The 23694-nt window shown below is 65.6% G+C and carries 21 protein-coding genes; 9 read left to right on the forward strand and 12 right to left on the reverse strand.

The features are described from left to right. Positions 1-17: 17 nt before the first annotated feature. Both HU218_RS03265 and secA read right to left on the reverse strand, forming a co-directional pair. Positions 18-842 (reverse strand): CPBP family intramembrane glutamic endopeptidase, encoded by an 825-nt coding sequence (locus HU218_RS03265; protein WP_174873521.1) that lies wholly within the window; start codon positions 840-842, stop codon positions 18-20. A gap of 66 nt (positions 843-908) precedes the next feature. After that, positions 909-3617 carry a preprotein translocase subunit SecA gene (gene secA, locus HU218_RS03270; protein WP_174873522.1) on the reverse strand — a complete coding sequence of 903 codons (2709 nt, stop codon included), beginning with the start codon at positions 3615-3617 and terminating at the stop codon, positions 909-911. 207 nt (positions 3618-3824) lie between these two features. Between secA and HU218_RS03275 the strand changes: the two genes are divergently transcribed. The 3 genes from HU218_RS03275 to HU218_RS03285 all read left to right on the forward strand — a co-directional run bounded on the left by HU218_RS03275 (position 3825) and on the right by HU218_RS03285 (position 7516). Further along, positions 3825-4250: a DciA family protein gene (locus HU218_RS03275; RefSeq protein ID WP_174873523.1), complete on the forward strand. Its 426-nt coding sequence runs from the start codon at positions 3825-3827 to the stop codon at positions 4248-4250. 176 nt (positions 4251-4426) lie between these two features. Beyond that, entirely contained in the window at positions 4427-5710 is a 1284-nt protein-coding gene (locus HU218_RS03280; protein WP_174873524.1) for a DUF3422 family protein, read from the forward strand. A 177-nt stretch (positions 5711-5887) separates the two neighbouring features. Then, on the forward strand, positions 5888-7516 hold the full coding sequence (locus tag HU218_RS03285) for a methyl-accepting chemotaxis protein (protein WP_174873525.1): 1629 nt from the start codon (positions 5888-5890) through the stop codon (positions 7514-7516). Between the two features lie 119 nt (positions 7517-7635). Here HU218_RS03285 and HU218_RS03290 read toward each other — a convergent pair whose 3' ends face one another. Then, positions 7636-9606 (reverse strand): propionate--CoA ligase, encoded by a 1971-nt coding sequence (locus tag HU218_RS03290; protein ID WP_281357103.1) that lies wholly within the window; start codon positions 9604-9606, stop codon positions 7636-7638. Between the two features lie 212 nt (positions 9607-9818). Between HU218_RS03290 and HU218_RS03295 the strand changes: the two genes are divergently transcribed. From HU218_RS03295 to HU218_RS03305, 3 genes are all read left to right on the forward strand, one after another. Next, the gene (locus tag HU218_RS03295) at positions 9819-11078 is read left to right on the forward strand and encodes a glutamate-5-semialdehyde dehydrogenase (protein ID WP_174873527.1); all 1260 of its coding nucleotides are present in this window, start codon (positions 9819-9821) and stop codon (positions 11076-11078) included. 89 nt (positions 11079-11167) lie between these two features. Continuing rightward, complete coding sequence (locus tag HU218_RS03300; protein ID WP_174873528.1) at positions 11168-12373, forward strand: GGDEF domain-containing protein; 1206 nt, start codon at positions 11168-11170, stop codon at positions 12371-12373. A gap of 169 nt (positions 12374-12542) precedes the next feature. Then, complete coding sequence (locus HU218_RS03305) at positions 12543-13856, forward strand: glutamine synthetase family protein (protein ID WP_174873529.1); 1314 nt, start codon at positions 12543-12545, stop codon at positions 13854-13856. A gap of 392 nt (positions 13857-14248) precedes the next feature. On the opposite strand, the gene HU218_RS03310 is transcribed toward HU218_RS03305, so the two are convergent. After that, complete coding sequence (locus HU218_RS03310; RefSeq protein WP_174873530.1) at positions 14249-14524, reverse strand: metal/formaldehyde-sensitive transcriptional repressor; 276 nt, start codon at positions 14522-14524, stop codon at positions 14249-14251. 111 nt (positions 14525-14635) lie between these two features. On the opposite strand from HU218_RS03310, the gene HU218_RS03315 reads away from it, so the two are divergent. Continuing rightward, on the forward strand, positions 14636-15832 hold the full coding sequence (locus HU218_RS03315; RefSeq protein ID WP_174873531.1) for a nickel/cobalt efflux transporter: 1197 nt from the start codon (positions 14636-14638) through the stop codon (positions 15830-15832). Between the two features lie 74 nt (positions 15833-15906). On the opposite strand, the gene HU218_RS03320 is transcribed toward HU218_RS03315, so the two are convergent. The 3 genes from HU218_RS03320 to HU218_RS03330 are packed head-to-tail and all read right to left on the reverse strand — an operon-like array spanning position 15907 to position 18910. Next, positions 15907-17028 carry an ABC transporter permease gene (locus tag HU218_RS03320; protein WP_174873532.1) on the reverse strand — a complete coding sequence of 374 codons (1122 nt, stop codon included), beginning with the start codon at positions 17026-17028 and terminating at the stop codon, positions 15907-15909. Next, positions 17025-17963, reverse strand: coding sequence for an ABC transporter ATP-binding protein (locus tag HU218_RS03325; RefSeq protein ID WP_174873533.1), 939 nt, complete (start codon positions 17961-17963; stop codon positions 17025-17027). The genes HU218_RS03320 and HU218_RS03325 overlap by 4 nt, the downstream gene beginning before the upstream one ends. Further along, positions 17960-18910: an HlyD family secretion protein gene (locus HU218_RS03330; RefSeq protein ID WP_174873534.1), complete on the reverse strand. Its 951-nt coding sequence runs from the start codon at positions 18908-18910 to the stop codon at positions 17960-17962. Before HU218_RS03330 ends, HU218_RS03325 begins: the two co-directional genes overlap by 4 nt. 176 nt (positions 18911-19086) lie before the next feature. Between HU218_RS03330 and HU218_RS03335 the strand changes: the two genes are divergently transcribed. Both HU218_RS03335 and HU218_RS03340 read left to right on the forward strand, forming a co-directional pair. Continuing rightward, positions 19087-20472, forward strand: a complete 1386-nt coding sequence (locus HU218_RS03335) for a nicotinate phosphoribosyltransferase (protein ID WP_174873535.1) — start codon at positions 19087-19089, stop codon at positions 20470-20472. A gap of 1 nt (position 20473) precedes the next feature. After that, complete coding sequence (locus HU218_RS03340; protein ID WP_174873536.1) at positions 20474-20827, forward strand: nuclear transport factor 2 family protein; 354 nt, start codon at positions 20474-20476, stop codon at positions 20825-20827. Between the two features lie 59 nt (positions 20828-20886). Here HU218_RS03340 and HU218_RS03345 read toward each other — a convergent pair whose 3' ends face one another. The 5 genes from HU218_RS03345 to HU218_RS03365 all read right to left on the reverse strand — a co-directional run bounded on the left by HU218_RS03345 (position 20887) and on the right by HU218_RS03365 (position 23582). Then, the gene (locus HU218_RS03345; RefSeq protein ID WP_174873537.1) at positions 20887-21528 is read right to left on the reverse strand and encodes a VC0807 family protein; all 642 of its coding nucleotides are present in this window, start codon (positions 21526-21528) and stop codon (positions 20887-20889) included. Further along, the gene (locus tag HU218_RS03350; RefSeq protein WP_174873538.1) at positions 21518-22063 is read right to left on the reverse strand and encodes a cysteine hydrolase family protein; all 546 of its coding nucleotides are present in this window, start codon (positions 22061-22063) and stop codon (positions 21518-21520) included. Before HU218_RS03350 ends, HU218_RS03345 begins: the two co-directional genes overlap by 11 nt. A gap of 90 nt (positions 22064-22153) precedes the next feature. After that, the gene (locus HU218_RS03355; RefSeq protein WP_174873539.1) at positions 22154-22645 is read right to left on the reverse strand and encodes an SRPBCC family protein; all 492 of its coding nucleotides are present in this window, start codon (positions 22643-22645) and stop codon (positions 22154-22156) included. A 76-nt stretch (positions 22646-22721) separates the two neighbouring features. After that, complete coding sequence (locus tag HU218_RS03360; RefSeq protein ID WP_088968417.1) at positions 22722-22988, reverse strand: hypothetical protein; 267 nt, start codon at positions 22986-22988, stop codon at positions 22722-22724. Between the two features lie 117 nt (positions 22989-23105). Next, on the reverse strand, positions 23106-23582 hold the full coding sequence (locus HU218_RS03365; RefSeq protein ID WP_174873540.1) for a GyrI-like domain-containing protein: 477 nt from the start codon (positions 23580-23582) through the stop codon (positions 23106-23108). Positions 23583-23694 lie beyond the last annotated feature (112 nt).

Consider the following 23694-nt stretch of genomic DNA (forward strand, 5'->3'; position numbering starts at 1 on the left):
CCAACCTTGCTGGATCTTCAACCCAGTTGCGGGTAGCTCAGCAGCGCCAGATGCAGGCTGTTGAGCGCGCCATGCGCCAGGATCGCCCACCCTAGCTGCCCGCTGGCACGGTAAATCAGCGCATAGCCGAGGCCGGCCAGACTGGCAGACATCACCCATACCGGCCCGCCGGCAGCATGGGCGACACCGAACAGCAGGCTGCAGGCCGACATCTGCACCAGCGGCGGCCAGCTGGCGGGGAGCAGTTGCGGCAGGGTGCGGCGGAACAGCGCTTCTTCGGCGATACAGGTCAGCAGCAGGTTGCCGGCCAGCCAGTACGGCCACCACGTCGGCCATTTCACATCGATGCGTACCAGCCCCAGTAGCAGCGCGCTGGCGAGTGCCAGCAGCAGCAACAGCAGGGCCGACGCCAGCTGCGGCCAACGTTGGCCGCGCAGCGCCGGCCGCCAGTCGTCAAACGCCAGTAGCAACAGCGCGCCGGCCAGCGCCTTGTCCAGCCCCCAGCGCAGCAGGTAGGGGCTGCTGTCGGCCGCCAGCCGGCCCTGCCATAGCGTCACGGTGTTGAACCCCGGCAACAAATGCAGCCCGAGCAGCAGCGCCAGCAACAGCAACAACCCGCGCGGGGCAGGTCGCTGCGGCTGGCGCAGCTGCCAGTACAGCAGCGCTGCGGCCAACAGCAGCACGGGCAAGGCGGAGAGGGTCAGCAAGCCGGCGGCTAGCGCGGCGGGCAGGGCGGCGATGAGCAGGCCGCAAGCGGCAGGGCGCTGGCGGGCCAGCAACAGCAGGCCGGCGGTGGCGAGCAGGGCGAAGGCAAGCAGTTGCAGCGGGGCGAGTGCAGGCATGGCGGGATTTCGTCGGGCGTAAAAAAACCGCCAACGGCTGTTGGCGGTTAGTTATCGCGGCAAGGCTCAGGCCAGTTTGCCGTGGCACTGCTTGTAACGTTGGCCGCTGCCGCACGGGCAGGGGTCGTTGCGGCCAACGCGCAGGCCCTGGGCCGCCATTGCTTCCGGCGAGTACGGGTTGTCTTCCTGCTCGACGGCGGACGGCAGTTCGTCGTGGTGCAGTTCCATGCCGGCCACTTCGTGCGGCGCAACGGCATCCAGATCGGCATCGCCACGCACCTGCACCGTCATCAGCAAGGTGACCACGCTGTGCTTGATGCGGTTGAGCATGGCCTCGAACAGTTCGAACGCCTCGCGCTTGTATTCCTGCTTCGGGTTCTTCTGCGCGTAGCCGCGCAGATGGATGCCCTGACGCAGGTGATCCATCGCCGCCAAGTGTTCGCGCCAGGTGTTGTCCAGCATCTGCAGCACCAGACCATGCTCGAACTGCTGCATCTGCTCGGCGCCGACGGCGGCCACTTTCTCGGCGTAGCTGGCGGCGGCCAGGTCCAGAATGCGCTGCTTGATGTCCGGAATATCCAGTGTCGGCTCGGCCTGCAGCCAGGCAGCTACCGGCGCCTGTAGCAGGAACTCGGCTTCCAGCGCGCGCTCCAGGCCCGGCAGGTCCCACTGTTCTTCCATCGAATCCGGCGGCAGGTGCAGGTCGACCAGGTCGGACAGTACGCTTTCGCGCATATTGGTCACGATGTCGGACGCGTCGTCGTCTTCCAGGATCTCGTTGCGTTGCTGGTAAATCACCTTGCGCTGATCGTTGGCCACGTCGTCGTATTCCAGCAGCTGTTTGCGGATGTCGAAGTTGCGACCTTCCACCTTGCGCTGCGCGTTCTCGATGGAGCGCGATACCCACGGATGCTCGATGGCTTCGCCATCCGGCATCTTCAGCTTGTCCATGATCATCGCCACGCGTTCGCCGGCGAAGATACGCAGCAGCGGGTCTTCCAGCGACAGGTAGAAGCGGCTGGCGCCCGGGTCACCCTGACGGCCGGCACGGCCGCGCAGCTGGTTGTCGATACGGCGCGATTCGTGGCGTTCGGTACCGATGATGTACAGACCGCCGGCGGCCAGTACTTTTTCATGACGTTGCGACCATTCGGCGCGGATGGCCTCGATACGCGCGGCCTTGTCGGCGTCGCTCAGCGCTTCGTCGGCTTCGATGGCCTTGATTTCCGGTTCCGGGTTACCGCCCAGCACGATGTCGGTGCCGCGGCCGGCCATGTTGGTGGCCACGGTGATCACGCCGGGACGGCCGGCCTGCACCACGATGTCGGCTTCGCGCGCATGTTCCTTGGCGTTGAGCACGTTGTGCTGCAGGTCGGCCTGGGTCAGCAGTTGCGATACCAGCTCGGAGTTCTCAATGCTGGTGGTACCCACCAGCACCGGTTGGCCGCGTTCGACGCAATCCTTGATGTCGCTGATGATGGCGTTGTATTTCTCGCGTGCCGAACGGTAGATCTTGTCCTGATGATCCTTGCGCACCATCGGGCGGTTGGTCGGGATCACCACGGTTTCCAGCGCATAGATGTTCTGGAATTCGTAGGCCTCGGTGTCGGCGGTACCGGTCATGCCGGACAGCTTGCCGTACAGGCGGAAGTAGTTCTGGAAGGTGATCGATGCCAGCGTCTGGTTTTCGCGGTTGATCTGTACGCCTTCCTTGGCTTCCACCGCCTGGTGCAGGCCGTCGGACCAGCGGCGGCCGGACATCAGGCGGCCGGTGAATTCGTCCACGATCACCACTTCGCCATCCTGCACCACGTAGTGCTGGTCCAGATGGAACAGCGCGTGCGCCTTGAGTGCGGCGTTCAGGTGGTGCATCAGGGTGATGTTGGCCGCGGAGTACAGGCTGTCGCCCTCGCCCAGCAGGCCCATGTCGGCGAGGATCTGCTCGGCGCGTTCATGGCCGGCTTCGGACAGCAGTACGCTGTGCGCCTTTTCATCGACCCAGTAGTCGCCTTCGCCTTCTTCGGTTTCCTGCTTTTTCAGCAGCGGCGGTACCGCGTTCATGGCGCGGTACATGTCGACGTTGTCTTCGGCCGGGCCGGAGATGATCAGCGGGGTGCGCGCCTCGTCGATCAGGATGGAGTCCACTTCATCGACCACGGCGTAGGCCAGTTCGCGCTGCACTTTTTCGTCGGTGCTGAACACCATGTTGTCGCGCAGGTAGTCGAAGCCGAATTCGTTGTTGGTACCGTAGGTGATGTCGCAGGCGTAGGCCACCTGCTTCTCGTCGTGCGGCATCTGCGACAGGTTGACGCCAACCGACAGCCCCAGGAAGTTGTACAGCTTCTGCATGATGCCGGCGTCGCGGCTGGCCAGGTAGTCGTTGACGGTAATGACGTGCACGCCCTTGCCGGACAGCGCGTTCAGGTACACCGGCAGGGTGCCGACCAGGGTCTTGCCTTCACCGGTACGCATTTCGGCGATCTTGCCCTGATGCAGCACCATGCCGCCGATCAGCTGTACGTCGAAGTGGCGCATGCCCAGCACGCGGCGCGAGGCCTCGCGGCAGACGGCAAAGGCTTCCGGCAGCAGCGCGTCCAGGCTTTCGCCCTTGGCGTGGCGCTCGCGGAATTCGGCGGTCTTGGCGGCCAACTCTTCGTCGGACAGCGCTTTCATCGCGTCTTCCATGCCGTTGATGCGGGCGACAACCTGGCGGTACTGCTTGAGCAGTCGATCGTTGCGGCTGCCGAATACTTTCTTGAGAAGCGACGAAATCATCTTGTGGACATCCAGCGGCCAACGGCCGAATCGAAAAATGGGCCAGAGTTTAACACAGGCGAATCCCCAGTTAATGGGGGCGAGTTTGCAGCTAATCAAGAGCTGTGCTAACGGTCAGGCAATAAACCCTGGCCGGAACGTGGCAATCGGTATGGCTGGCGGGCATTTGGGCTACACTACACGCCGATTGTTTCGTCTTGTAAGCACATGAGCAGCCAACTCTTCAGCCACTTCGGCAAGAAGGACCAGCAACTGGCCGACCTGACCGCCGCGGCGCAGGCCATCCTGGCGCTGGACCGCGCCTTCAAGCGCCTGTTGCCCGGCCGTCTGGCCGAGCAGTGCCAGGTTGCCTGCGTGCGCGGTGGCGAACTGGTGGTGTTCGCCCACAACGGCACGGTCGCCGCGCGCCTGCGCCTGCTGGGCAATAGCGTGGTGGCGCCGCTGGCGCGCCAGGGCTACCCGCTGACCACGTTGCGGGTGAAGGTGCTGCCCACCCCGCCGCGCAAGCCGCGGCAGAAATCGTTTTCCCTGTCCGATGCCGGCATCGATGCCTTTGCCCGCGCCGCCGACGAAGTGCGCAATCCGGTAGTCAAGGGTGCGCTGCAGAAGCTGTTGCGCCACCACAAGGGCTGACATCCGCACCACCGTTACAGCCATCTTGTTGTCATCCCTGTAGGGCAGCATGCCGCTAGCTGGCAGGCTTGTTGCATCACTACCGCCACGGGTAAGCTGCCCGCCAGCAGCCGCAGAGCTGCCCGTGGGCCTGTGCCGCTTATCGGCGCCGGTCCGGAAACCAGGGATACCGGAACATGATTACGCTCAAGACACACCCGCTGCGCCGCAGCCTCAATGACGAGGCGCACGCGCGGCCGCCGGTGGCGATTCCGTCGCCGGCCAGACTGACCACCCTTACCTTGTTCTTCGATGAAGCCGAAGCCGAGCAACGCGCGGCCATGCACGATCTGGCCAACCGGCTGGGCTTGCCGCTGCCGGATGCCGGCCAGGTGCACTACACCGGCGTGGCCGGCGACCTGACCGTGCGCTGGGCGCTGCATACCGAGTTCGCGCGCTACAGCTTTGTGCTCAGTGGCGACTTTGTCGAACCGTTCGACCGTACCGCGCTGGATCGCCTGCCCGGCGACTGGCTTAACCAGCTGCCGGGCGAGCTGATGGTGGCGACCCATGCCGTGCTGCTGCCGGCCGAGCAGGAAGCGCCGGCGGCGGAGATCGCACAACGCTGGTTCGGCGGCCACGACCTGATCGGCGCCGAGATCGGCGATGGCAACGGTGTGGCCTATACCGACCTGCGCCTGCACCCGGACCCGCGGCTGGCGGAAGGCTTCAGCCGCTTCGTGCTGATCGACCGCGACATGGGGCCATCGCAGTCCGGCCGCATGGTGCAGCGGCTGTTCGAAATGGAAACCTATCGCCTGCTGGCCTTGCTGGCGCTGCCGGAAGCCAAACGCCAGATGCGCGAGCTGGACCGGCTTGGCACCTTGCTGCGCCGGGTCACCCAGCGCATGGCGCAACCGCAGGGCCACGACGCCGGCATGCTGGACGAGCTGACCGACCTGTCGGCACAGGCCGAGCAGCTGATCGCGCAGAGCCAGTACCGCTTCGCCGCCGCGCGCGCCTACTACCAGCTGGTAGGGCGCCGTATCGGCGAGCTGCGCGAACGGCGCCTGTCCGGTTTGCAGCCGTTTCACGAATTCATGGAACGGCGGCTGGGGCCGGCGATGGAAACCTGCGCCACCGCGGTGCGGCGCCAGGAACGGCTGATGACCCGGCTGCAGCGCAGCACCGCCTTGCTGCGTACGCGGGTGGAAGTGGTGCACGAGGAGCAGAACCGGGCACTGCTGGCCAGCATGGATCGCCGCGCCGCCTTGCAGCTGCGGCTGCAGGAAACGGTGGAAGGGCTGTCGGTGGGCGTGCTGACCTATTACGCGGTCAGCCTGCTGGGCTATCTGTTCAAGGCAGTTAAGGCCGCCGGCCTGCATCTCAATGTCGAACTGCTGACCGGGCTGTCGATCCCGGCGGTGGCTTTCAGCGTGTGGCTGGGCATGCGGCGGGTGAAGCGCGGACTGCAGCACTGATCCGTGTGACGGCGCTTTTCGGCAATGGCCGGCGTGGCGACGCCGGCCATTTTTGCTGGTCTTGTTTAACGAAATCATTAAGCATTTGATGAAAAACAACAACACAGATGCTTTAAGATTGCGGCCTTTGCTGCAAAGCGGCAAGAATGCGGTTTTTGCCTGTTCAGTGGTTTGAGGATGTCGATTCCGTTTACGCGCCAACTGCGCCCCTTGTTGCTGTCTTTCATCGTTATCACGGTCACCCTGCTGCTGCTGCAAAGCGTCGGTGTCAGCGTCAGTCTGCAGCGGGTACTGGCCAGCAGCCAGCACGAGCATGCGGTCACCAGCAAGCTGACCGACAACATGAGCAGTCTGCGTTTCCACGTGGTGCAGATCCAGCAGTTCCTGACCGATGTCAGCGCCACCGGCGAGCGTGATGGCTTTGCCGATGCAGACGAGCACTACCATGCCGGGATGCAGAACCTGGACGCCATTGCGGCGCTGTCGCCGGAGCTGGGGCGCGATCTGGAGACGACGCGTCCGGCGCTGCAAGGCTTCTACGAGGTCGGCAAGCAGATGGCCGAGACCTATCTTGCCAGCGGTCGCGAGGCCGGCAACCAGCTCATGAAAGCCAGCGGCAGCGGCTTCGACGATCGCGCCGCCGCGCTGACCCGGGTGCTGGACAAGTTGCAGGCCGATGTGGCGGCCAACAATGCCCGGGCGGTGGCCGATAGCGAGGCGACGATAGAACACTCGCACCAGATTCTGCTGATTAGCGGCGTGCTGCTACTGGTGATGGTTGCCGGCGGCGGCTTGCTGCTGTATCGCCGGGTGTTCGGCACGCTGGGCGGCGAGCCGCTGGAGGCGATGAGCCAGACCCGCCACATCGCGGCCGGTGACCTGAGCCGCAGCCTGGCGGTGCCGGCCGGCCGGCAGGAAAGCCTGCTGGGCGCGCTGGTGGACATGCAGGACAAGCTGCGCGGCATCACCGGTCATATCCGCGAGTTGGCCGCACAGATGCACGGCAATGCCCGGCTGCTGAGCAGTTCGGCGCAAGGGGTGCAGCAGGCATCGCACACCCAGGGCGAAGCTTCGCGCGCGATTGCGGTGTCGGTGGAGGAGGTGCTGCAAAGCATCGGCCAACTGTCCGACCAGCTGGAGCAGGTGAAGCAGGAGGCCTACGAGGCCGATGGCGCAGTGGTGGACTGTGCCACACTGATCCACCATTCCGCCGACGGCATCAACGGTATCGCCGGCCATATCGCCACTGCCGCGCAGGCGCTGGAAGGGTTGCGCGAGCAAACCGCCACCATCGCCACCATTACCCAGACCATCCACGATATTGCCGACCAGACCAATCTGCTGGCGCTGAATGCCGCCATCGAGGCGGCGCGGGCCGGCGAAACCGGCCGCGGCTTTGCCGTGGTGGCCGACGAAGTACGCAAGCTGGCCGAGCGCACCAGCCAGGCCACGGTAGACATCAGCAGCCAGATCGATGCGCTGGGGCAGGGCATGAACACCGTGGTGAGCCGGATGCAGAGCAGTGTCACCGCCACCCGCGATGGCGTGGAGCAAAGCCGGCTGGCCAGCGCTGCGATCGGCGGCATCCGCGACAATGCGCGCCGCATCAGCAGCCATATCGAGGCGGTGGCGCTGGCGCTGCACGAGCAGCAGCTGGCAGTGCAGGACATCGCCCAGCGCGCCGAGGTGATTTCGGCGATGACCGAGTCCAACCAGGGCAGTGTGGATGCCACCGCCAGCTCGTCGCAGCAGCTGAGCAGCCATGCCGACAGCCTGCACGAGGCGGTGGCGGTGTTCCGGCTGTAAGCCTTGCGGCCAACGTTGGCCGCAAAAACCGCCCGCCAACGTTGGCCGCATAAAAAAAGACCGCCATTCCTCGACAATGGCGGTCCCAAGGGAGCCGGCGGCCAGCGGCCGCCTTGCTGTTAGGCTGGTTTGACGGCCAGACGGATCTGCTCGATGCCGACCGGATCGTCCAGCGTGGTCAGGTCGCCCGGGTCGCGGCCCTCGGCCAGCGCCTGGATCGAGCGGCGCAGCACCTTGCCGGAGCGGGTTTTCGGCAGCTGGTTGACGAAGTACACCCGCGCCGGGTTGGCGATCGCCCCCAGTTGTGCCGCCACCTGGGCGATGACTTCCTTCTCCAGTGCGGCACGCTGCGCCGGATCATCCAGCAGCGCCGGATTCTTCACCACGGCAAACGCCTTCGGTACCTGGCCCTTGAGGCTGTCTTCCACACCCACCACCGCCACTTCGGCGATGGCGCTGTGGCTGCTGACCGCTTCCTCAATCTCGCGGGTGCCGAGGCGGTGGCCGGCGACGTTGATCACGTCATCGGTGCGGCCGAGGATGGTGAAGTAGCCGTCGGCATCCTTGATGCCCCAGTCGAAGCTGGAATACACCAGTTTGTCCGGAAACAGGCTGAAGTAGGTATCGACAAAGCGCTGGTCCTGCTGCCAGATGGTGCTCATGCAGCCCGGCGGCAGCGGCGGGATCACGCCGATCACGCCTTTCTCGCCGGGACCGACTTCCTCGCCGCTGGCCTCGTTGAACAGCCGCACGTCAAAGCCGTACACCGGCAGGCCGGGGCTGCCGAGCTTGACCGCCTTCGGCTCGACGCCGTTGCACAGCGTCAGCATCGGCCAGCCGGTTTCGGTCTGCCAGTAGTTGTCCAGCACCGGAATCTGCAGCTCGCCGGCAATCCAGCTGGCGGTCGGTTCGTCCAGCGGCTCGCCGGCGAGGAACAGCGCGCGCAGGCTGGAGAGGTCGTACTTGTGCAGCCACGCCGGGTCCTGCTTCTTCAGCACGCGGATGGCGGTGGGTGCCGAGAACATCACCGTGACCTGGTATTTCTCCACCAGCTGCCACCAGATGCCGGCGTCGGGGCAGATCGGCAGGCCTTCGTAGACCAGCGTGGTCATGCCGGTGAGCAGCGGGCCGTACACGATGTAGGAGTGGCCCACCACCCAGCCGATGTCGGAGGTGGAAAAGAAGCATTCGCCCGGCTTGCCGCCGTAGATGTATTCCATGCTCGCCGCCAGCGCCACCGCGTAGCCGCCGGTATCGCGCTGCACGCCCTTGGGTTTGCCGGTGGTACCGGAGGTATACAGGATGTAGCTGGGATGGTTGGACTCCACCCACTCCACCTCGGCGCGGTCGTTCAGGTGTGCTTCGCGCAGGGTGTCGTAGTCCAGGTCGCGGCCCGGTTTCATCATCGGCGCTTCGGCCAGCCCGCGGTTGACCAGAATCACCTTGCCGGGCGCGCTGCAGCCGGCCAGCGTCAGTGCCTCGTCCACCAGCGGCTTGTACGGGATCAGCTTGCCGCCACGCAGGCCGGCATCGGCGGTCACCATCACTTTCGGCGCGGCATCCTCGATGCGGGTCGCCAGGCTGGCCGGGGCAAAGCCGCCGAATACCACCGAGTGGATGGCGCCCAGCCGCACTGTGGCCAGCATGGCGAACACCGCCTCCGGAATCATCGGCATGTAAATCAGCACGCGGTCACCCTTGCCCACGCCCTGCGCCTTGAGGATGGCGGCAAAGCGCGCCACTTCGGCATGCAGCTCGCGGAAGGTGTAGCCGGTTTCGATACCGGTTTCGGTGGAGACATAGGCCAGCGCGATCTGCTCCGGGCGCTCGGCCAGATGGCGATCCACCGCGTTGTAGCACAGGTTGGTCAGTCCGCCGGCGAACCACTGCCGGAAAGGCGGCTGGCTGTATGCCAGTACCTGGTCGCAGGGTTTGTGCCAGTGGATGCGGCCGGCCTGCTCGCCCCAGAAGGCTGCGGGTTGTTCGATGGAATGGCGGTGGAACGCCTGGTAACTCGGCATGCTGGTGTCTCCTGTGTCTTCGGCGTGCGGGTGACGCTCTTTTTTATCAAGCGGTTGCTTGTCGGACAAAGTAATGGCAGCGGCGGGGTGTGGTCAATCCTGGCGTAGCGCATGGGGCGGCAAGGCGGGTGCGGCGTTGTACAAATCCCGATAAAGCAGGCACTTGGCGTCTTGCCGGCCTGCTCCGGCAGCCGGCCGGCTGCCGACAAACACTGGCAGAAACGGGGTGCTTTGCAGTACTCTGCGTTACATAACAACCGCCGCTGTCGCAGGACAAGACCATGGACATCAAGCATTACATGAACGTAGTCGGGCAGGCCGCCCGCAAGGCCAGCCGCTCGCTGGCCCGTGCCGATACCAACCAGAAAAACAAGGCGCTGCATGCCATCGCCGATGCCATCGAGCGCGACATGGAGCGCCTGATTGCGGCCAACATGCAGGATCTGGCCGCCGCCCAGCAAAGCGGGCTGGAAGAGGCGCTGGGGGATCGCCTGACGCTGTCGGAAAAAACCGTGCGCGGCATGGCCGAAGGTCTGCGCCAGATCGCCGCGCTGCCGGACCCGGTCGGCGAGATGGACGACTTCACTTATCGCCCGTCCGGTATCCAGCTTGGCAAGATGCGCGTGCCGCTGGGAGTGGTGGGCATCATTTACGAGTCGCGCCCCAACGTCACCGCCGATGCTGCCGGGCTGTGTCTGAAGTCCGGCAACGCAGTGATCCTGCGCGGCGGCTCCGAGGCCTTCCACAGCAACCAGGCGATTGCCGCCTGCGTGCACGAGGGCCTGCGCGTGGCCGACCTGCCGCAGCACGCGGTGCAGGTGCTGGAAACCACCGATCGCGCCGCGGTGGGCGAGCTGATCACCATGAGCGAGTTTGTCGATGTGATCGTGCCGCGCGGCGGCAAGGGCCTGATCGAGCGCATCAGCCGCGAGGCACGGGTGCCGGTGATCAAGCATCTGGATGGCAACTGCCATGTCTACATCGACGACACCGCCAACCCGGACAAGGCGTTCAACATCGCGCTGAACGCCAAGACCCACCGCTACGGCACCTGCAACACCATGGAAACACTGCTGGTGCATACCGCGTTTGCCGAGTTCATCCTGCCGCGGCTGGCCGAGGCGTACTGGGAGAAGGGCGTCGAGCTGCGCGGTTGCGAACGCACGCGCGGCATCCTCGGCGATAAGGTGGTGGTGGCTACCGAGGCCGACTGGGAAACCGAATACCTGGCGCCGATCCTCGCCATCAAGGTAGTCGGCGGCATCGATGACGCCATCGAGCACATCAACCACTACGGCAGCCACCACACCGACGCCATCGTCACCGATGACTACGGTCGCGCGCGCCGCTTCCTGCGCGAGGTGGATTCCTCCAGCGTGATGGTGAATGCCAGCACCCGCTTTGCCGACGGTTTCGAGTACGGGCTGGGCGCGGAGATCGGCATCTCCACCGACAAGATCCACACCCGCGGTCCGGTCGGCCTGCACGGCCTTACCAGCCAGAAGTGGGTGGTACTGGGGGACGGGCAGATTCGCAGCTGAGCATCGCCGCTGCTAGTCTGAGTTTACGCCCCGCCTTCCGGCGGGGTTTTCATATCCAGCTGACCTGCCGTGCCGGAAAGGATCACCCGATGTTGCTACCCGCCGTGCCTGCTGAACGCCACAGCCTGCAGCAGGAAGTGCAGGCGATCTGCATCAAGCTGGTGGCCCGCCGCGGGCTGGTGGCCGGGCTGACCGCGCCCAGTGCCGCCATCCTGCTGCACTTTGTGCTGGAAGAAGAGGGCGTACTGGCGCAAGTGCCGTTCTGGCCGTGGTTCGGCTGCCTGTGTCTGGCGCTGTTCCTGCAACTGCTGGTGGATGCGCGGGCACTACTCGCCAGGGCCGATGCCGTCATGCTGCAACGTTGGCCGCTGCTCAATGCCGGCAGCCTGGTGCTGGTCGGGCTGGGCTGGGGCAGTGCTGCCTGGTGGCTGCAGTCGACGTCACCGCTTGCCACCATGATGCTGTATCTGGTGCTGGCGGCAGTGGGGGCGCTGGTGATGATCGTGCAGTCGGCATTCATGCTGGCGGTGGTCGCCTTCGAACTGGCGCTGCTGCTGCCGGGCATGCTGCACGGGGTGCTGGGGGTTGGCCGCATGGCGCAATACATCGGGGTAGCCAGCTTGCTGTATTTCGGCCTGCTATGCCTGTACGGCTGGGTGGTGCACCGCCAGCTGCGCCACGGCGTGCGTGCCAGCGTGCAGGCAACGCTGCTGAACACCGACCTGATGGCGGCCAACGTGCGCGCCGCCAATGCGCTGCAGGCGCTCAAGCGCGAGCACCAGCAGCTGCAGCAGGCGTTGCGCACCATCGAGCGCATGGCGCATGTCGACGAACTGACCCAGCTGCCCAACCGCCGTGCGGCGATGGCGGAGTTGAAGCGGCTGGTGGAGGGCGATCTGGCGGCGACGCTGGTGTTACTGGATGTCGATCACTTCAAGCAGGTCAACGACACTTACGGCCATCATGCCGGCGACGTGGTACTGCGCGGCGTGGCCGAGCGCCTGCTGTCCTGTCTGCGCCAGGAAGACCTGCTGGCGCGTTTTGGTGGCGAGGAGTTCGTGCTGATCCTGCCGGATACCGGGCCGGCCGATGCGCAGGCGCTGGCGCAGCGGCTGTGTGACACGTTGGCCGCACAGGCCTTGCCGGTAGAGGGCGCCAGCCTGATGGTGACCGCCTCGTTCGGCGTCACGCCGCATCATGCCGGCGAGGCGCTGCACAGCTGGCTGGCGCGCGCCGACGAGGCGATGTACCAGTCCAAGCATGCCGGCCGCAACCGGGTGACGCTATTGCCGTGACAGCCAGGCCGCAGGCCGCCAGCGCGTGGCCGATTTGCCACGCGATTAAAATAATTAACGTTTTTGTTCTGCATGGCGGAATGCGGTGCCTTTCTGCGAAACGACTGGCGCATAATCATGGCATAGGGCGCCAGCCGTGCGCCGTGAACCCGACCAGGAGAACAGTCTGATGCAGCATCCCGTTCCCAGCGCCGAGCAGGCGCAGTGGCTGAGCGCCAACGACGTGCGCGATGTCGAGCTGGCGTTTGCCGACGTCACCGGCTTTGCCCGCGGCAAAACCCTGCCGGCCAAGGCTTTCGTCAAGGGACAGCAGCTGCGCATCGCGCGCGCCGTGGCCATCCAGTCCTGTGTCGGCGAGTTTCCGGATTACCGCTTCTACGGCGAGAACGATCCGGACGTGACCCTGCTGCCGGACATGGCCACGCTGCGCCCGGTGCCGTGGGCCGACACCCCGCGCGCGCTGGTGCTGTGCGACAACATCGATCACGACGGCAGCCTCAGCCCACTGGCGCCGCGCAGCGCGCTGAAGGCAGTGCTGGCGCGCTATGCCGCGCGCGGCTGGACGCCGGTGGTGGCACCGGAACTGGAGTTCTACCTGTTTGCGCCGGATGCCGATGCCGACGCGCCATTCCAGAGCCCTGCGCTGCGTGGCGCGCGGCGCGAGCGCGGCTTCGATTCCTTCAGCTTTAGTACGCTCAACGATCACGAAGCCTTCTTCGACGACATCTACCGCGGCTGCGAGCAGCTGGGCATCCACACCGATACCTGGGTGCACGAGATGGGCCCCAGCCAGTTCGAGATCAACCTGATGCACGGCGATGCGCTGGCGCTGGCCGATCAGACCTTCCTGTTCAAGACCCTGCTGAAGGAAACCGCGCTGCGCCACGGCCTGCGCGCGGTATGCATGGCCAAGCCGCTGGCCGGCGAGCCCGGTAGCTCGATGCACATCCACCAGAGCCTGGTGGATGCCGCCGGCCGCAACGTGTTCAGCCTGCCGGGCGGCGAGGCCAGTCCGGCGTTCCATCACTACATCGCCGGCCTGCAGCGCTATCTGGCCGAGCTGATGCCGCTGTATTGCCCCAGCCCCAACTCCTACCGCCGCTTCGTCAAGAACCTGGCGGCGCCGGTGAACCTGAGCTGGGGTATCGACAACCGCTCGGTCGGGCTGCGGGTGCCGGTGTCCGGCCCCGAGGCGCGACGGGTGGAAAACCGCCTGCCCGGCTGTGATGCCAACCCCTATCTGGCGTTGGCCGCCAGCCTGGGCGCCGGCCTGCTGGGGCTGGAGCAGGAACTGCAGCCGTCGGCGCCGGCGGTCGGCAATGTGTTCACCAGCGGCGATGACAGCAGCGAACTTTCTACCACTCACTCACTGTACCCTTCCTTATCTTGCTCTGCTTTCCCTTTGCTAATCTTATCTTTGTTTCTTTTTTGTCTCCCTCTTCTTCCTTCCTCTTCTTTTGTTTTTTTTTTTTTTTTTTTTTAATGACCGGCCCCCCCCCGACTTCTCCACCCTGCATATCGTCGGCGGCGTCAGTTGTTTATAAGAGCCGGGTCATGAAGCCATCAGCTCGCTGATGGCTTCATGACCGCCGGCAACCGCTTCCTGACAGTCCTGGATAAAACGATCCTTGTTGAACATGCTGCCATACCCTCCCGCGCCGGTTCATCCCGCCAAGGAAGACAGCTCGCAACAGGCTGCTTCTTTGGCCTCTGACCAAGGTATAGCCCAATCCTGTCCTTCGGGTTATGGCATCTATCTCGTTGATTATTAGCTAGAAGCTGCGCAAGTTGTCTTGTTGCGCACCGCTGCATGCCGGGGGTGAGCCAAATCGAGTCCTTGCCCAGCAACCGGCACCGTTGCGCGGCGTGGCAGGGTTATTTCAGGTACGAGCGCAGGATGACGGTGATCTGCTCCAGCTCCTCGCCACGCTGCTGCGGATCGGTAACTGCCGGCCCCAGATGTTCGCGCATATGTCCTTCCAGCACCTCCACCATCAGGCCGTTCACGGCGCCGCGGATGGCGGCAATCTGCTGCAGGATTGCGCTGCAATCGGCCTCGCTTTCCAGCGCTTTTTCCAGACCTTCGGCCTGGCCCTTGATGCGGCGAATCCGCGTCAACAGTTGCTTCTTGCCTTTGACGGTATGTGCCATGGTTCTCTCCCCAGTTTTGTCTATTTAGTATAGTGGGGTATAGTATATTGAAAGACGCCGGCGGTCATGCCGGCCGCTACGATTTTCTGTCCAAATTACCGAAGGGCTGCCATGCCGCCGATTGCCGACCTGATCCAGCAGGGCTCCACCAACCTGTGGCTGTTCATTCCCAGCGCCATCCTGCTGGGCGCGCTGCATGGCCTGGAGCCGGGTCACTCCAAGACGATGATGGCATCGTTCATCATCGCCATCCGCGGCACCATCGCGCAGGCGGTCCTGCTCGGGCTGTGTGCCGCGCTGTCCCACTCCCTGGTGGTCTGGGTGCTGGCGGCGGCCGCGCTGAAGTTTGGCAACCAGTTCATCGCCGAGCAGGCCGAGCCCTATTTCATGCTGTTGTCCGGCGTCATCGTGATCGGCGTCGCCATCTGGATGTTCATCCGGGTGCGTTACGACGATCTGGCAGCGCGGGCGCAGCGTCATGCGCCGCATGGCGGCCGCGTGATCAATACCGGTCACGGCGTGGTCGAGCTGCAGGTATTCGAAGACGGCGTGCCGCCGCGCTTCCGTCTCTATGCGTACAACCACCACATGCAGCCGCAGGCGTTCGACACCGGCGACAGCATCACGCTGGAAACGCTGCGCCCGGACGGCGAGCGGCAGTGTTTCCAGCTGGAAGCCTGTGGCGATTATCTGCAGTCGCGCGAGGAGATTCCGGAGCCGCATCAGTTCGAGGCCGTGCTCAGCATCGGCCATGGCGATCACGCCCACCGTTTCGAGGTGTCGTTCCGCGAACATGACCATGCGGAAGGTTGGCCGCAGGCCACTGGCCACCATCACGGCCACCACCATCACGGCCATGATCATGCGCATCACCACGATCACGATCATCACCACGATCACGCGCACGCTCCGGCGGCAGGCGGCGAGTATCAGGATGCCCACGAGCGCGCGCATGCCGAGGATATCCAGCGCCGCTTTGCCGGGCGTCAGGTCACTACCGCGCAAATCGCCATGTTCGGCCTCAGCGGCGGCCTGATGCCGTGTCCGGCCTCGGTCACCATCCTGATGATCTGCCTGCATCTGAAGCGCTTTACGCTTGGCGCGGCGATGGTGGCATCGTTCAGCCTCGGGCTGGCGATTGCGCTGGTCAGCGTCGGGGTGATTGCGGCGTGGGGCACGCGCCAGGTCGGCAAGCGCTTTGGCAATCTGGGCGATCTCGCGCGCAAGATGCCGTATCTGTCCAGCTTGCTGATGATGGTGGTCGGTGCGGTAATGGGCATCCAGGGGCTGCTGCACATCGCCGCCTGACCACGCGAGGCAGCAAACAGAAACCGGCCGTCACGGCCGGTTTTTTCATGCCGTCGCCGCTGACGATGGCGGGGTCAGTCCAGCGTCTTGCGGAAGGTTTTCACCCCCACCGCCAGCACCGCCAGCATGAACAGCACAATCGGCCAGACGTGGGGCCACAGCAGGGTGATAGCGTTGCCCTTCAGCAGAATGCCGCGTACCAGAATCAGGAAGTGGGTCAGCGGCAGCAGGCTGCCGACATCCTGCGCCCACGCCGGCATGCCGCGGAACGGGAACATGAAGCCGGATAGCAGCATCGATGGCAGAAAGAAAAAGAAGGTCATCTGCATGGCCTGCAGTTGGTTGCGCGCCAGCGAACTGAAGGTGATGCCCAGCACCAGGTTGGCACAGATGAACAGCAGCACCACGCCATACAGCAGCACCAGGCTGCCCAGCATCGGCACCCCGAATACCCAGCGTGCGGCCAACAGGATCAGCGTGACCTGCAGCAGGCCGATCAGGATGTAGGGCACGATCTTGCCGGTCATCACCTCGAAGGCGGTGGCGGGGGTGGCCAGCAGGTTTTCGAAAGTGCCGCGCTCGCGCTCGCGCGTCATCGCCAGCCCGGTCATCAGCACCATGGTCATGGTCAGGATCACCCCCAGCAGGCCCGGCACCACGTTATAGGCGGTTATGCCTTCCGGGTTATAGCGCTTCTGGATGCGCAGCTCGACTGCCGGTGTCGCCGGCACGCTCCGCCCCGGCAAATCCGCGGCGAATACTTCCCGCCCCAGATGGTTGAGTACCGAGATGGCGCCGCCCAGCGCCATCGGGTCGGTGGCGTCGGCCTGCACCAGCAGCACCGGCGGCGGGCCGCGCAGCAGATCGCGCTGGAAGCCCGGCGGGAAGGTCACCACAAACTGCACCTCGCCCATGTCCAGCAGGCGCTCGGCCTGCCGCTCATCGACACTGCCGGCGATGTCGAAATAGCCGCTGTTCTGCATCGCTGCCAGGTAGTCGCGGGCAAACGGGCCCGGCTCGGCCATCACCACCGCGGTGGGCATGTGCTTGGGGTCGGAGTTGATGGCAAAGCCGAACAGCATCAGCTGCACGACGGGAATGCCGACGATCATGCCGAAGGTCAGGCGGTCGCGCCGCAGCTGGGTGAACTCCTTGATCATGATGCCCAGCCAGCGTTGCCAGGAAAAACGCGTCATGGCGTGGCTCCCGGCTGCCGGCGGCGGTAGTGCATCAGGTGGATGAAGGCGTCTTCCAGCGACGGCTCCAGCTGTTGCATGGCCAGCTCACTGCCGGCCAGCGCCTGGCTCAGGCTGTGTTGCAGCAGCGTGCTGTCCTGGCCGCTGACATGCAGCGCGGTGCCGAAGCTGGCCACCAGCTCCACGCCCGGCAGCTGGCCGAGACGTTCGGCCAACCCCTGTAGCAACGGGCCGGTAATGCGCCAGGTGAACAGCTGTTGCGCCGCCACTACCTCGCTGGCGGTGCCGGACGCCAGCAGCTCGCCGTCGGCGATATAGGCCAGCCGGTGGCAGCGCTCGGCCTCGTCCATGTAGTGGGTGGAAACCAGCACCGTGATGCCGGCGGCGGACAGGCGGTGGATTTCTTCCCAGAAGTCGCGACGCGCCTTGGGGTCGACGCCGGCGGTCGGCTCGTCCAGCAGCAGCAGGCGCGGGCGGTGCAGCAGGCAGGAGGCCAGCGCCAGCCGCTGCTTCCAGCCGCCGGACAGCGTGCCGGCCAGCTGCTGCTGGCGCTCGAGCAGCCCCAGCTCGCGCAAGGTATTGTCCACCGCCTGGCGGCGGTCGGCCATGCCGAACATGCGGCCAACGAAGTCCAGATTCTCGCGGATGGTCAGGTCTTCCCACAGCGAAAAACGCTGCGTCATATAGCCGACCTGGCGCTTGATGGCGCTGCTGTCTTGCAGCACATCCAGTCCCAGGCATTGCCCCGCGCCGCTGTCCGGGGTCAGCAGCCCGCACAGCATGCGGATGGAGGTGGTCTTGCCGCTGCCGTTGGGGCCGAGAAAGCCGAAGATTTCGCCGCGGCGTACCTGCAGCGCCAGATCGCGCACCACGTGCTTGTCGCCGAAATGCTTGTTCAGGCCGCGCACGTCGATCACCAGATCTTCTTCGCTCATGGCTGCACCAGACGGATATCCAGCGGCAGCCCCGGCCGCAGCCGGCCGGCATCGGCGGCATCCGGCACCGCCTCGACGCGGAACAGCAGTTTTTCGCGGCTGCCCTGGCTGTAGATCACCGGCGGGGTGTATTCCGCCTGCGCGGCGATGAAGTCGACCGTGCCGTGCAGCGTCGTGCGGCAACCGTCACAGCGTGCCTCGATGCGTTGCCGCGGCTTGATGGCGGCCAACATGCCTTCCGGCACAAAGAAGCGGATGCGGCGGCGCGCATCCGGCAGCAGGCTGGCTACCGGCGCGCCGGCCGGCACCCATTCGCCCGGCTGGTAGTAGGTGTCGGTGATTTCGCCGCTGTCCGGCGCCAGCACCTGCTTGTGCTGCAGCAGCCAGCGCTTCTGCGCGGTGAGGGCGTTGGCCGCGGCGTGGTCGGCGGCGGCCGCCTGCAGTTCGCCATTGCGACCGAGCGCCGCCTGATAAGTGTCGATCTGCTGTCGTAGCGCGTCCACTTGCGCCGCCGCCTGGTCGCGCGCGGCGCGGGCGGCATCCACCGCCGCCTGCGACACAAACTGCTGGCGATACAGCGCCTGCTGTTGCTGCAACTGGGTGGCGGCCAATTGCAGGCTGGCCTGCGCCGCGCGCAGATTGGCCTGCAGGGTGGCGATCTCGCTGTCGCGGCGCGGCTGCTGCAGGTTGTGCAGCCGTGCCGCCGCGGCATCGGCCTGGGCCTGGGCTTGCGCCAGGGCCTGGCCGTCCGGGTCGGCGGCAATGGCAAACACCGGCTGGCGGGCGTTGACCCGCTTGCCGCGGGCGATGTCCAGCGATTGCAGGTAGCCGGCCTGCGGAGACGCCAGGTACAGGTACTCGCCCTCGGCATAACCGTGGATTTCGGCACCGCCCTGGAGGGTACAGGCGCTAAACAGCAGTGCCAGCAGCGGCAGCAGGCGTTTCATGGCAGTTCCCCCAATGACAATGCCGTCAAGCATACCGCGACTGCCGGCACGGCTGAACCGCCAATTTGCCGCCGGTTTGATCCGCCGCAGCCTCCGCGCCCGCCGCGGCCGCGCGCTGTGACAGCAACGTTGGCCGCAGGTATGCTAGTTCTCCCTGATGCGCAGTGTGGTCCACCATGGCTTTCAACCCCATTCTCAATACCGACTCCTACAAGCTCAGCCACTGGAAGCAGTATCCGCCGGGCACCGACGGCATGTACTCCTATGTGGCGGCCCGTGGCGGTACCGCTTCGCACGTGCTGTTCTTCGGCTTGCAGGCACTGCTCAAGGACTACCTGAGCCAGCCGCTGAGCGCGGCGCACATCGACGAGGCCGAGACGCTGGCCGGCCTGCACGGCCTGCCGTTCAACCGCGCCGGCTTCGAGCGCATCCTGACGCTGCATGGCGGCTACTGGCCGGTGCGCATCCGCGCGGTGGCCGAAGGCGAGCTGGTGCCGACCGGCATCCCGATGATCACCATCGAATCCACCGACCCGGAACTGTTCTGGGTGGTGTCGTTCCTGGAAACCGCGCTGCTGCGCGCCTGGTACCCGATCAGCGTCGCCACGCGCAGCTTCCGCGCCAAGGAAATCATCCGCCGTTACCTGGCGCAGACTGCCGACAGCCTGGACGGCCTGCCGTTCAAGCTGCACGACTTCGGCGCGCGCGGGGTCTCCAGTTACGAAAGCGCCGAGATCGGCGGCATGGCGCATCTGGTCAACTTCATGGGTAGCGACACGTTGGCCGCGGTGGCCGCGGCGCGGCGCTACTACCACGAGCCGTGCGCCGGCTATTCGATTCCGGCGGCCGAGCATTCCACCATCACCGCCTGGGGCCGCCAGCACGAGGGCGATGCCTTCGCCAATATGCTGACGCAGTTCGCCAAGCCGGGCGCCATCCTGGCGGTGGTCAGCGACAGCTACGACGTGTTCCATGCGGTCAGCGAGCTGTGGGGCGAGCGCCTGCGCCAGCAGGTGATCGACAGCGGCGCCACGGTGGTGATCCGCCCGGATTCCGGCGAACCGGTACAGGTGGTGGCCGAGGTGATCGACAGGTTGGCCGCGGCCTTCGGCACCACGCTCAACAGCAAGGGCTACCGCGTGCTCAACCACGTGCGGGTGATCCAGGGCGACGGCGTCAATCTCGCTAGCATCGAGGCCATCCTGTCGCGCCTGGCCAAGCTCGGTTACAGCGCCGACAACGTCGCCTTCGGCATGGGCGCCGAGCTGCTGCAGAAACTGGACCGCGACACCCACAAGATGGCGCTGAAATGCTCGGCGGTGCGCATCGCCGGCGAGTGGCGCGACGTGTTCAAGGACCCGGTCACCGACCCGGGCAAGCGTTCGCTGGGCGGGCGGGTGGTGGCGGCGCGCGACAGCCGCTCGGCCTGGGGGGTGAACACGCTGGAACGGGTCAGCGACGCCGATCTGCAGATGCGCGTGGTGTGGGAGAACGGCCGGCTGCTGCTGGACGAGGACTTCGCCACCATCCGCGCCCGCGCCGCATCCCATCTGGAGCACTGACATGACGCCGGAACAAGTGATCCAGGCGCAGCTGGACGCCTACAACCGCAAGGACCTCGACGCGCTGCTGGCCTGCTACGCCGACGATGCCTGCATGTATCTGTATCCGGCCACGCTGGTGGCGCAAGGCCATGCCGCCATCCGCGAGCGCATGGCGCTGCGCTTTGCCGAGCCGGACCTGCATGCCCGGCTGTTGCAGCGCGTGGTGCTGGGGTCGGTGGTGATCGATGACGAAATCGTGACCCGCACCTTCCCGGAGGGGCGCGGCACGGTGACGATGACCATGATCTACCGCGTGGAGCATGGCCGCATCAAGGACGCCTCCACCATTCTGGGCGCGCCGGTACTGGATTAAGCCGTCGCCGGCAGGCGTGGCAGGACAAAAGGTTGGCCGCGGCCAACCTTTGCTGTTTGCTAGCCGGCAACGCCGCCCGGTGCCAGCAATTGCCGCCGCAAGCGCCGGCGCCACAGCCAGGTGGTCGCCGCCAGCAGCGCCATGATGCCGTAGCTGAGCCACGGGGCGATGGCGACCACGCGCGCCACCGGCCAGTGAAACGCCAGCCAGATGCGGCTGGCGCATTCTGCCAGCAGGCCGCCGCCCCACAGCACGGTCATGCCGCGCAGCACGCCTTGCAGTGCCGGCAGCGCCAGTCGCGCCTGCAGCTCGGCCCGTTGTTGCGGCGACTGCCGCGCCGCCGCCGCCAGTGCCAGGCGGGCGAGCAGCGGCTGGCGCCACAGCAGGCTGAGCACAAAGACCAGCCCCACCGCACCGGTGACCAGCGATTCGCGCACCAGCAGCCAGCGGCTGTCGCCATCGCCCAGCATCGCCAGCAGCGACAGCGCGATGCCGGCCAGCACCAGTACGCTCATCGCATCCAGCCGACGATAGCGGTACAGCTCCCACAGGCTCCACAGCGTCGGCGGCAGCGCAGACCACAGCAGCGCGCCACGCTCGCCCCAGCCGGCCACGGTCTGGTCGTAGACCAGCCACGGCAGCAGCAGGTTGACGATCAGATCCGCCACTAGCGGCAGGTGGCGGCGCCAGTCAGTCTGCATCGGCGCCGCTTTGCAATGCGGCCAGCGGCCGCACGCGGATCGGGTTGCCCGGCACGTCCATATTGGCCCACAGCCAGTTGAGGTGCGCCACCAGCGTTTCGCCGCTGGCATGCGGGCGGTCCTTGCAGGTATGGGCATCGGCCACCACGGTGACGGCATAGCCCAGCGAGGCGGCGCGGCGCACGGTGGTGTCGACGCAGAAGTCGCTGGCGTAGCCGCCCACCCACAGCTGTTCGATTTCCTCGCTGTCCAGGTACTGGCGCAGGCTGGTGTCGAGGAAGCTGTCGCAGGCGGTTTTCTCGATCACCGGGTCATCCGGCTGGCGGTGCAGGCCGGGGTGCAGCTGCCATGCCTCGCTGCCGCGTGGCAGATCGTCGGCGTGATGCTGGATGAACACCACGCGGTGGCCGCAGTCGCGGGCGTGGTCGATCAGCCGGTTGAGGCTGGCGAGGGTTTCAGCACCGCGCGTGGCGCGCGGTTCCATGTCGATCAGGCCGTACTGGAAATCGATGACAAGCAGGGCGGTATGGCTCATGGCAGTCTCCGGTAGTACCGGCCGGCGGTAACCGGCCAGCAGCAGCGCATGCTAACAGCAAAGCCGCCGGCGGCAACAGCGCCGATCCGGTCAGGCACCGGACGCTGGCGGCCAACCGTTGGCGGCAGCTTGGTCGGCTTTGTCGTGCCAGGCCAGGATCAGGCTGCGCCACTCGGCCAGCATGGCGTCGTAGCCGGCGGCAAACTCGCGGATGGCGGCATTGCCGGCCGCGCTGAGCCCGGTCAGGGTGTAGCTGACCTGCACACGGGTGTTGGCCGCATCCAGCGGCTGGCAAACCACCGCCACCTGCACGCAGCGTGAGCCCGGCGTGACGCGGAGGTAACGGTAGCGATAGTTGGCCGGATCGTAATCCGCCAGCGTCCACAGCGTGGTCTCGCCGCCGTGGTCGGTACTGAACACCATGCCCTGCGCGGTGTGGCCATCGGCCGGATGGAAATACTGCGGTTGCCAGTCTGGCACCCACAGCGTTTCACCAAGCGGGGTGAACAGCGGGTAGGCGCTGTCGATGGCCAGCGGCAGGGTGAACTCGCCGCTGAGGTGTTGGTGTGATGCCTGGAACATGGTTGCCTCTCCTGAAAATGAAAAACCGCGCAGCCTCCTGGCGCGCGGCATGGCATGTCACCGGCAAACAACGGGTTCACTCTCCCTTGCGGTCTTGCAGGCGGTGGCTGGCGTCGGCATCCAGATCGAGACCGTAAATGGCCTTGAGCTGGGCGATGGTGGCCAGGGTTTCCGGCGAGAACGGCTGCTTGCCGTCGAAGGCGTGCAGCACGATGCCTTCCAGCAGGTCACCCAGTGTCATGTCCTTGTGCTCGGCCAGGGCTTTGAGCACCTTGACCAGCCGTTTCTCCAGCCGCACCCCAGTCTGGATGCGTTCCACTGCAATCGGTGCTTGTTCGGGCATGGTGAACCCCGTCATTTCATGTGGTACATATGTACCAAGATAACTTGGTTGCACTGGCGGCGCAAGCAAAAAAATGGGCCGCAAGTCTGCGGCCAACAGGCAGGTGACGGTTGCGGCTCAGGCGTCGTCGTCGGTGGCGTCCATGTTCACCGGGATGTACAGCTCGACCACGCTGTCCGGGTGCTCCGGCCCAAGGAAGCGGGCGTCCACCAGCTCGAATTCGATGCCGGGCACCGCCACCAGCCCGGCCTCCGGCAGCCACTCGGTATAGGCGGCGCTGAAGGTATCCGGTAGCCCCTGTACCGGGCCGTGGTGTTCCACTACCGCGTAGTGCTGTGCCGGGATGTCGATGGCCACCATGCCGGCCGGTACCGGCGCATCGGCGCTGACTTCCAGCCCGGCGATGTAACGCCAGCTGCCATCCGGATGCGCATCGCACACGCCATAGCTGTTGGCCGACTGCACGCCCTGGATTTCCGGGATGCGCGGTACGAAGCGGGTCCACAGCTGGGCGATGGTGCCACCGTCGCTCTGCTGCCATTGCATGCCGATGACGCGGAAGGCGGGGCGGGTAACCAGGGAAGGGGTTTGCATGGCGGGGCTCCGTTTGAAGTTGGTGCAGCAGGGTAGGCTGCTATGAGGGTAGTGTCGAGCCTGCCGTTCCGGCAAGCTGCCGGCTGGTTTGGCTTTTCGTGAAAGTATATGT

It is taken from the genome of Vogesella oryzae (assembly GCF_902829295.1).
GTDB classification, from domain to species: domain Bacteria; phylum Pseudomonadota; class Gammaproteobacteria; order Burkholderiales; family Chromobacteriaceae; genus Vogesella; species Vogesella oryzae.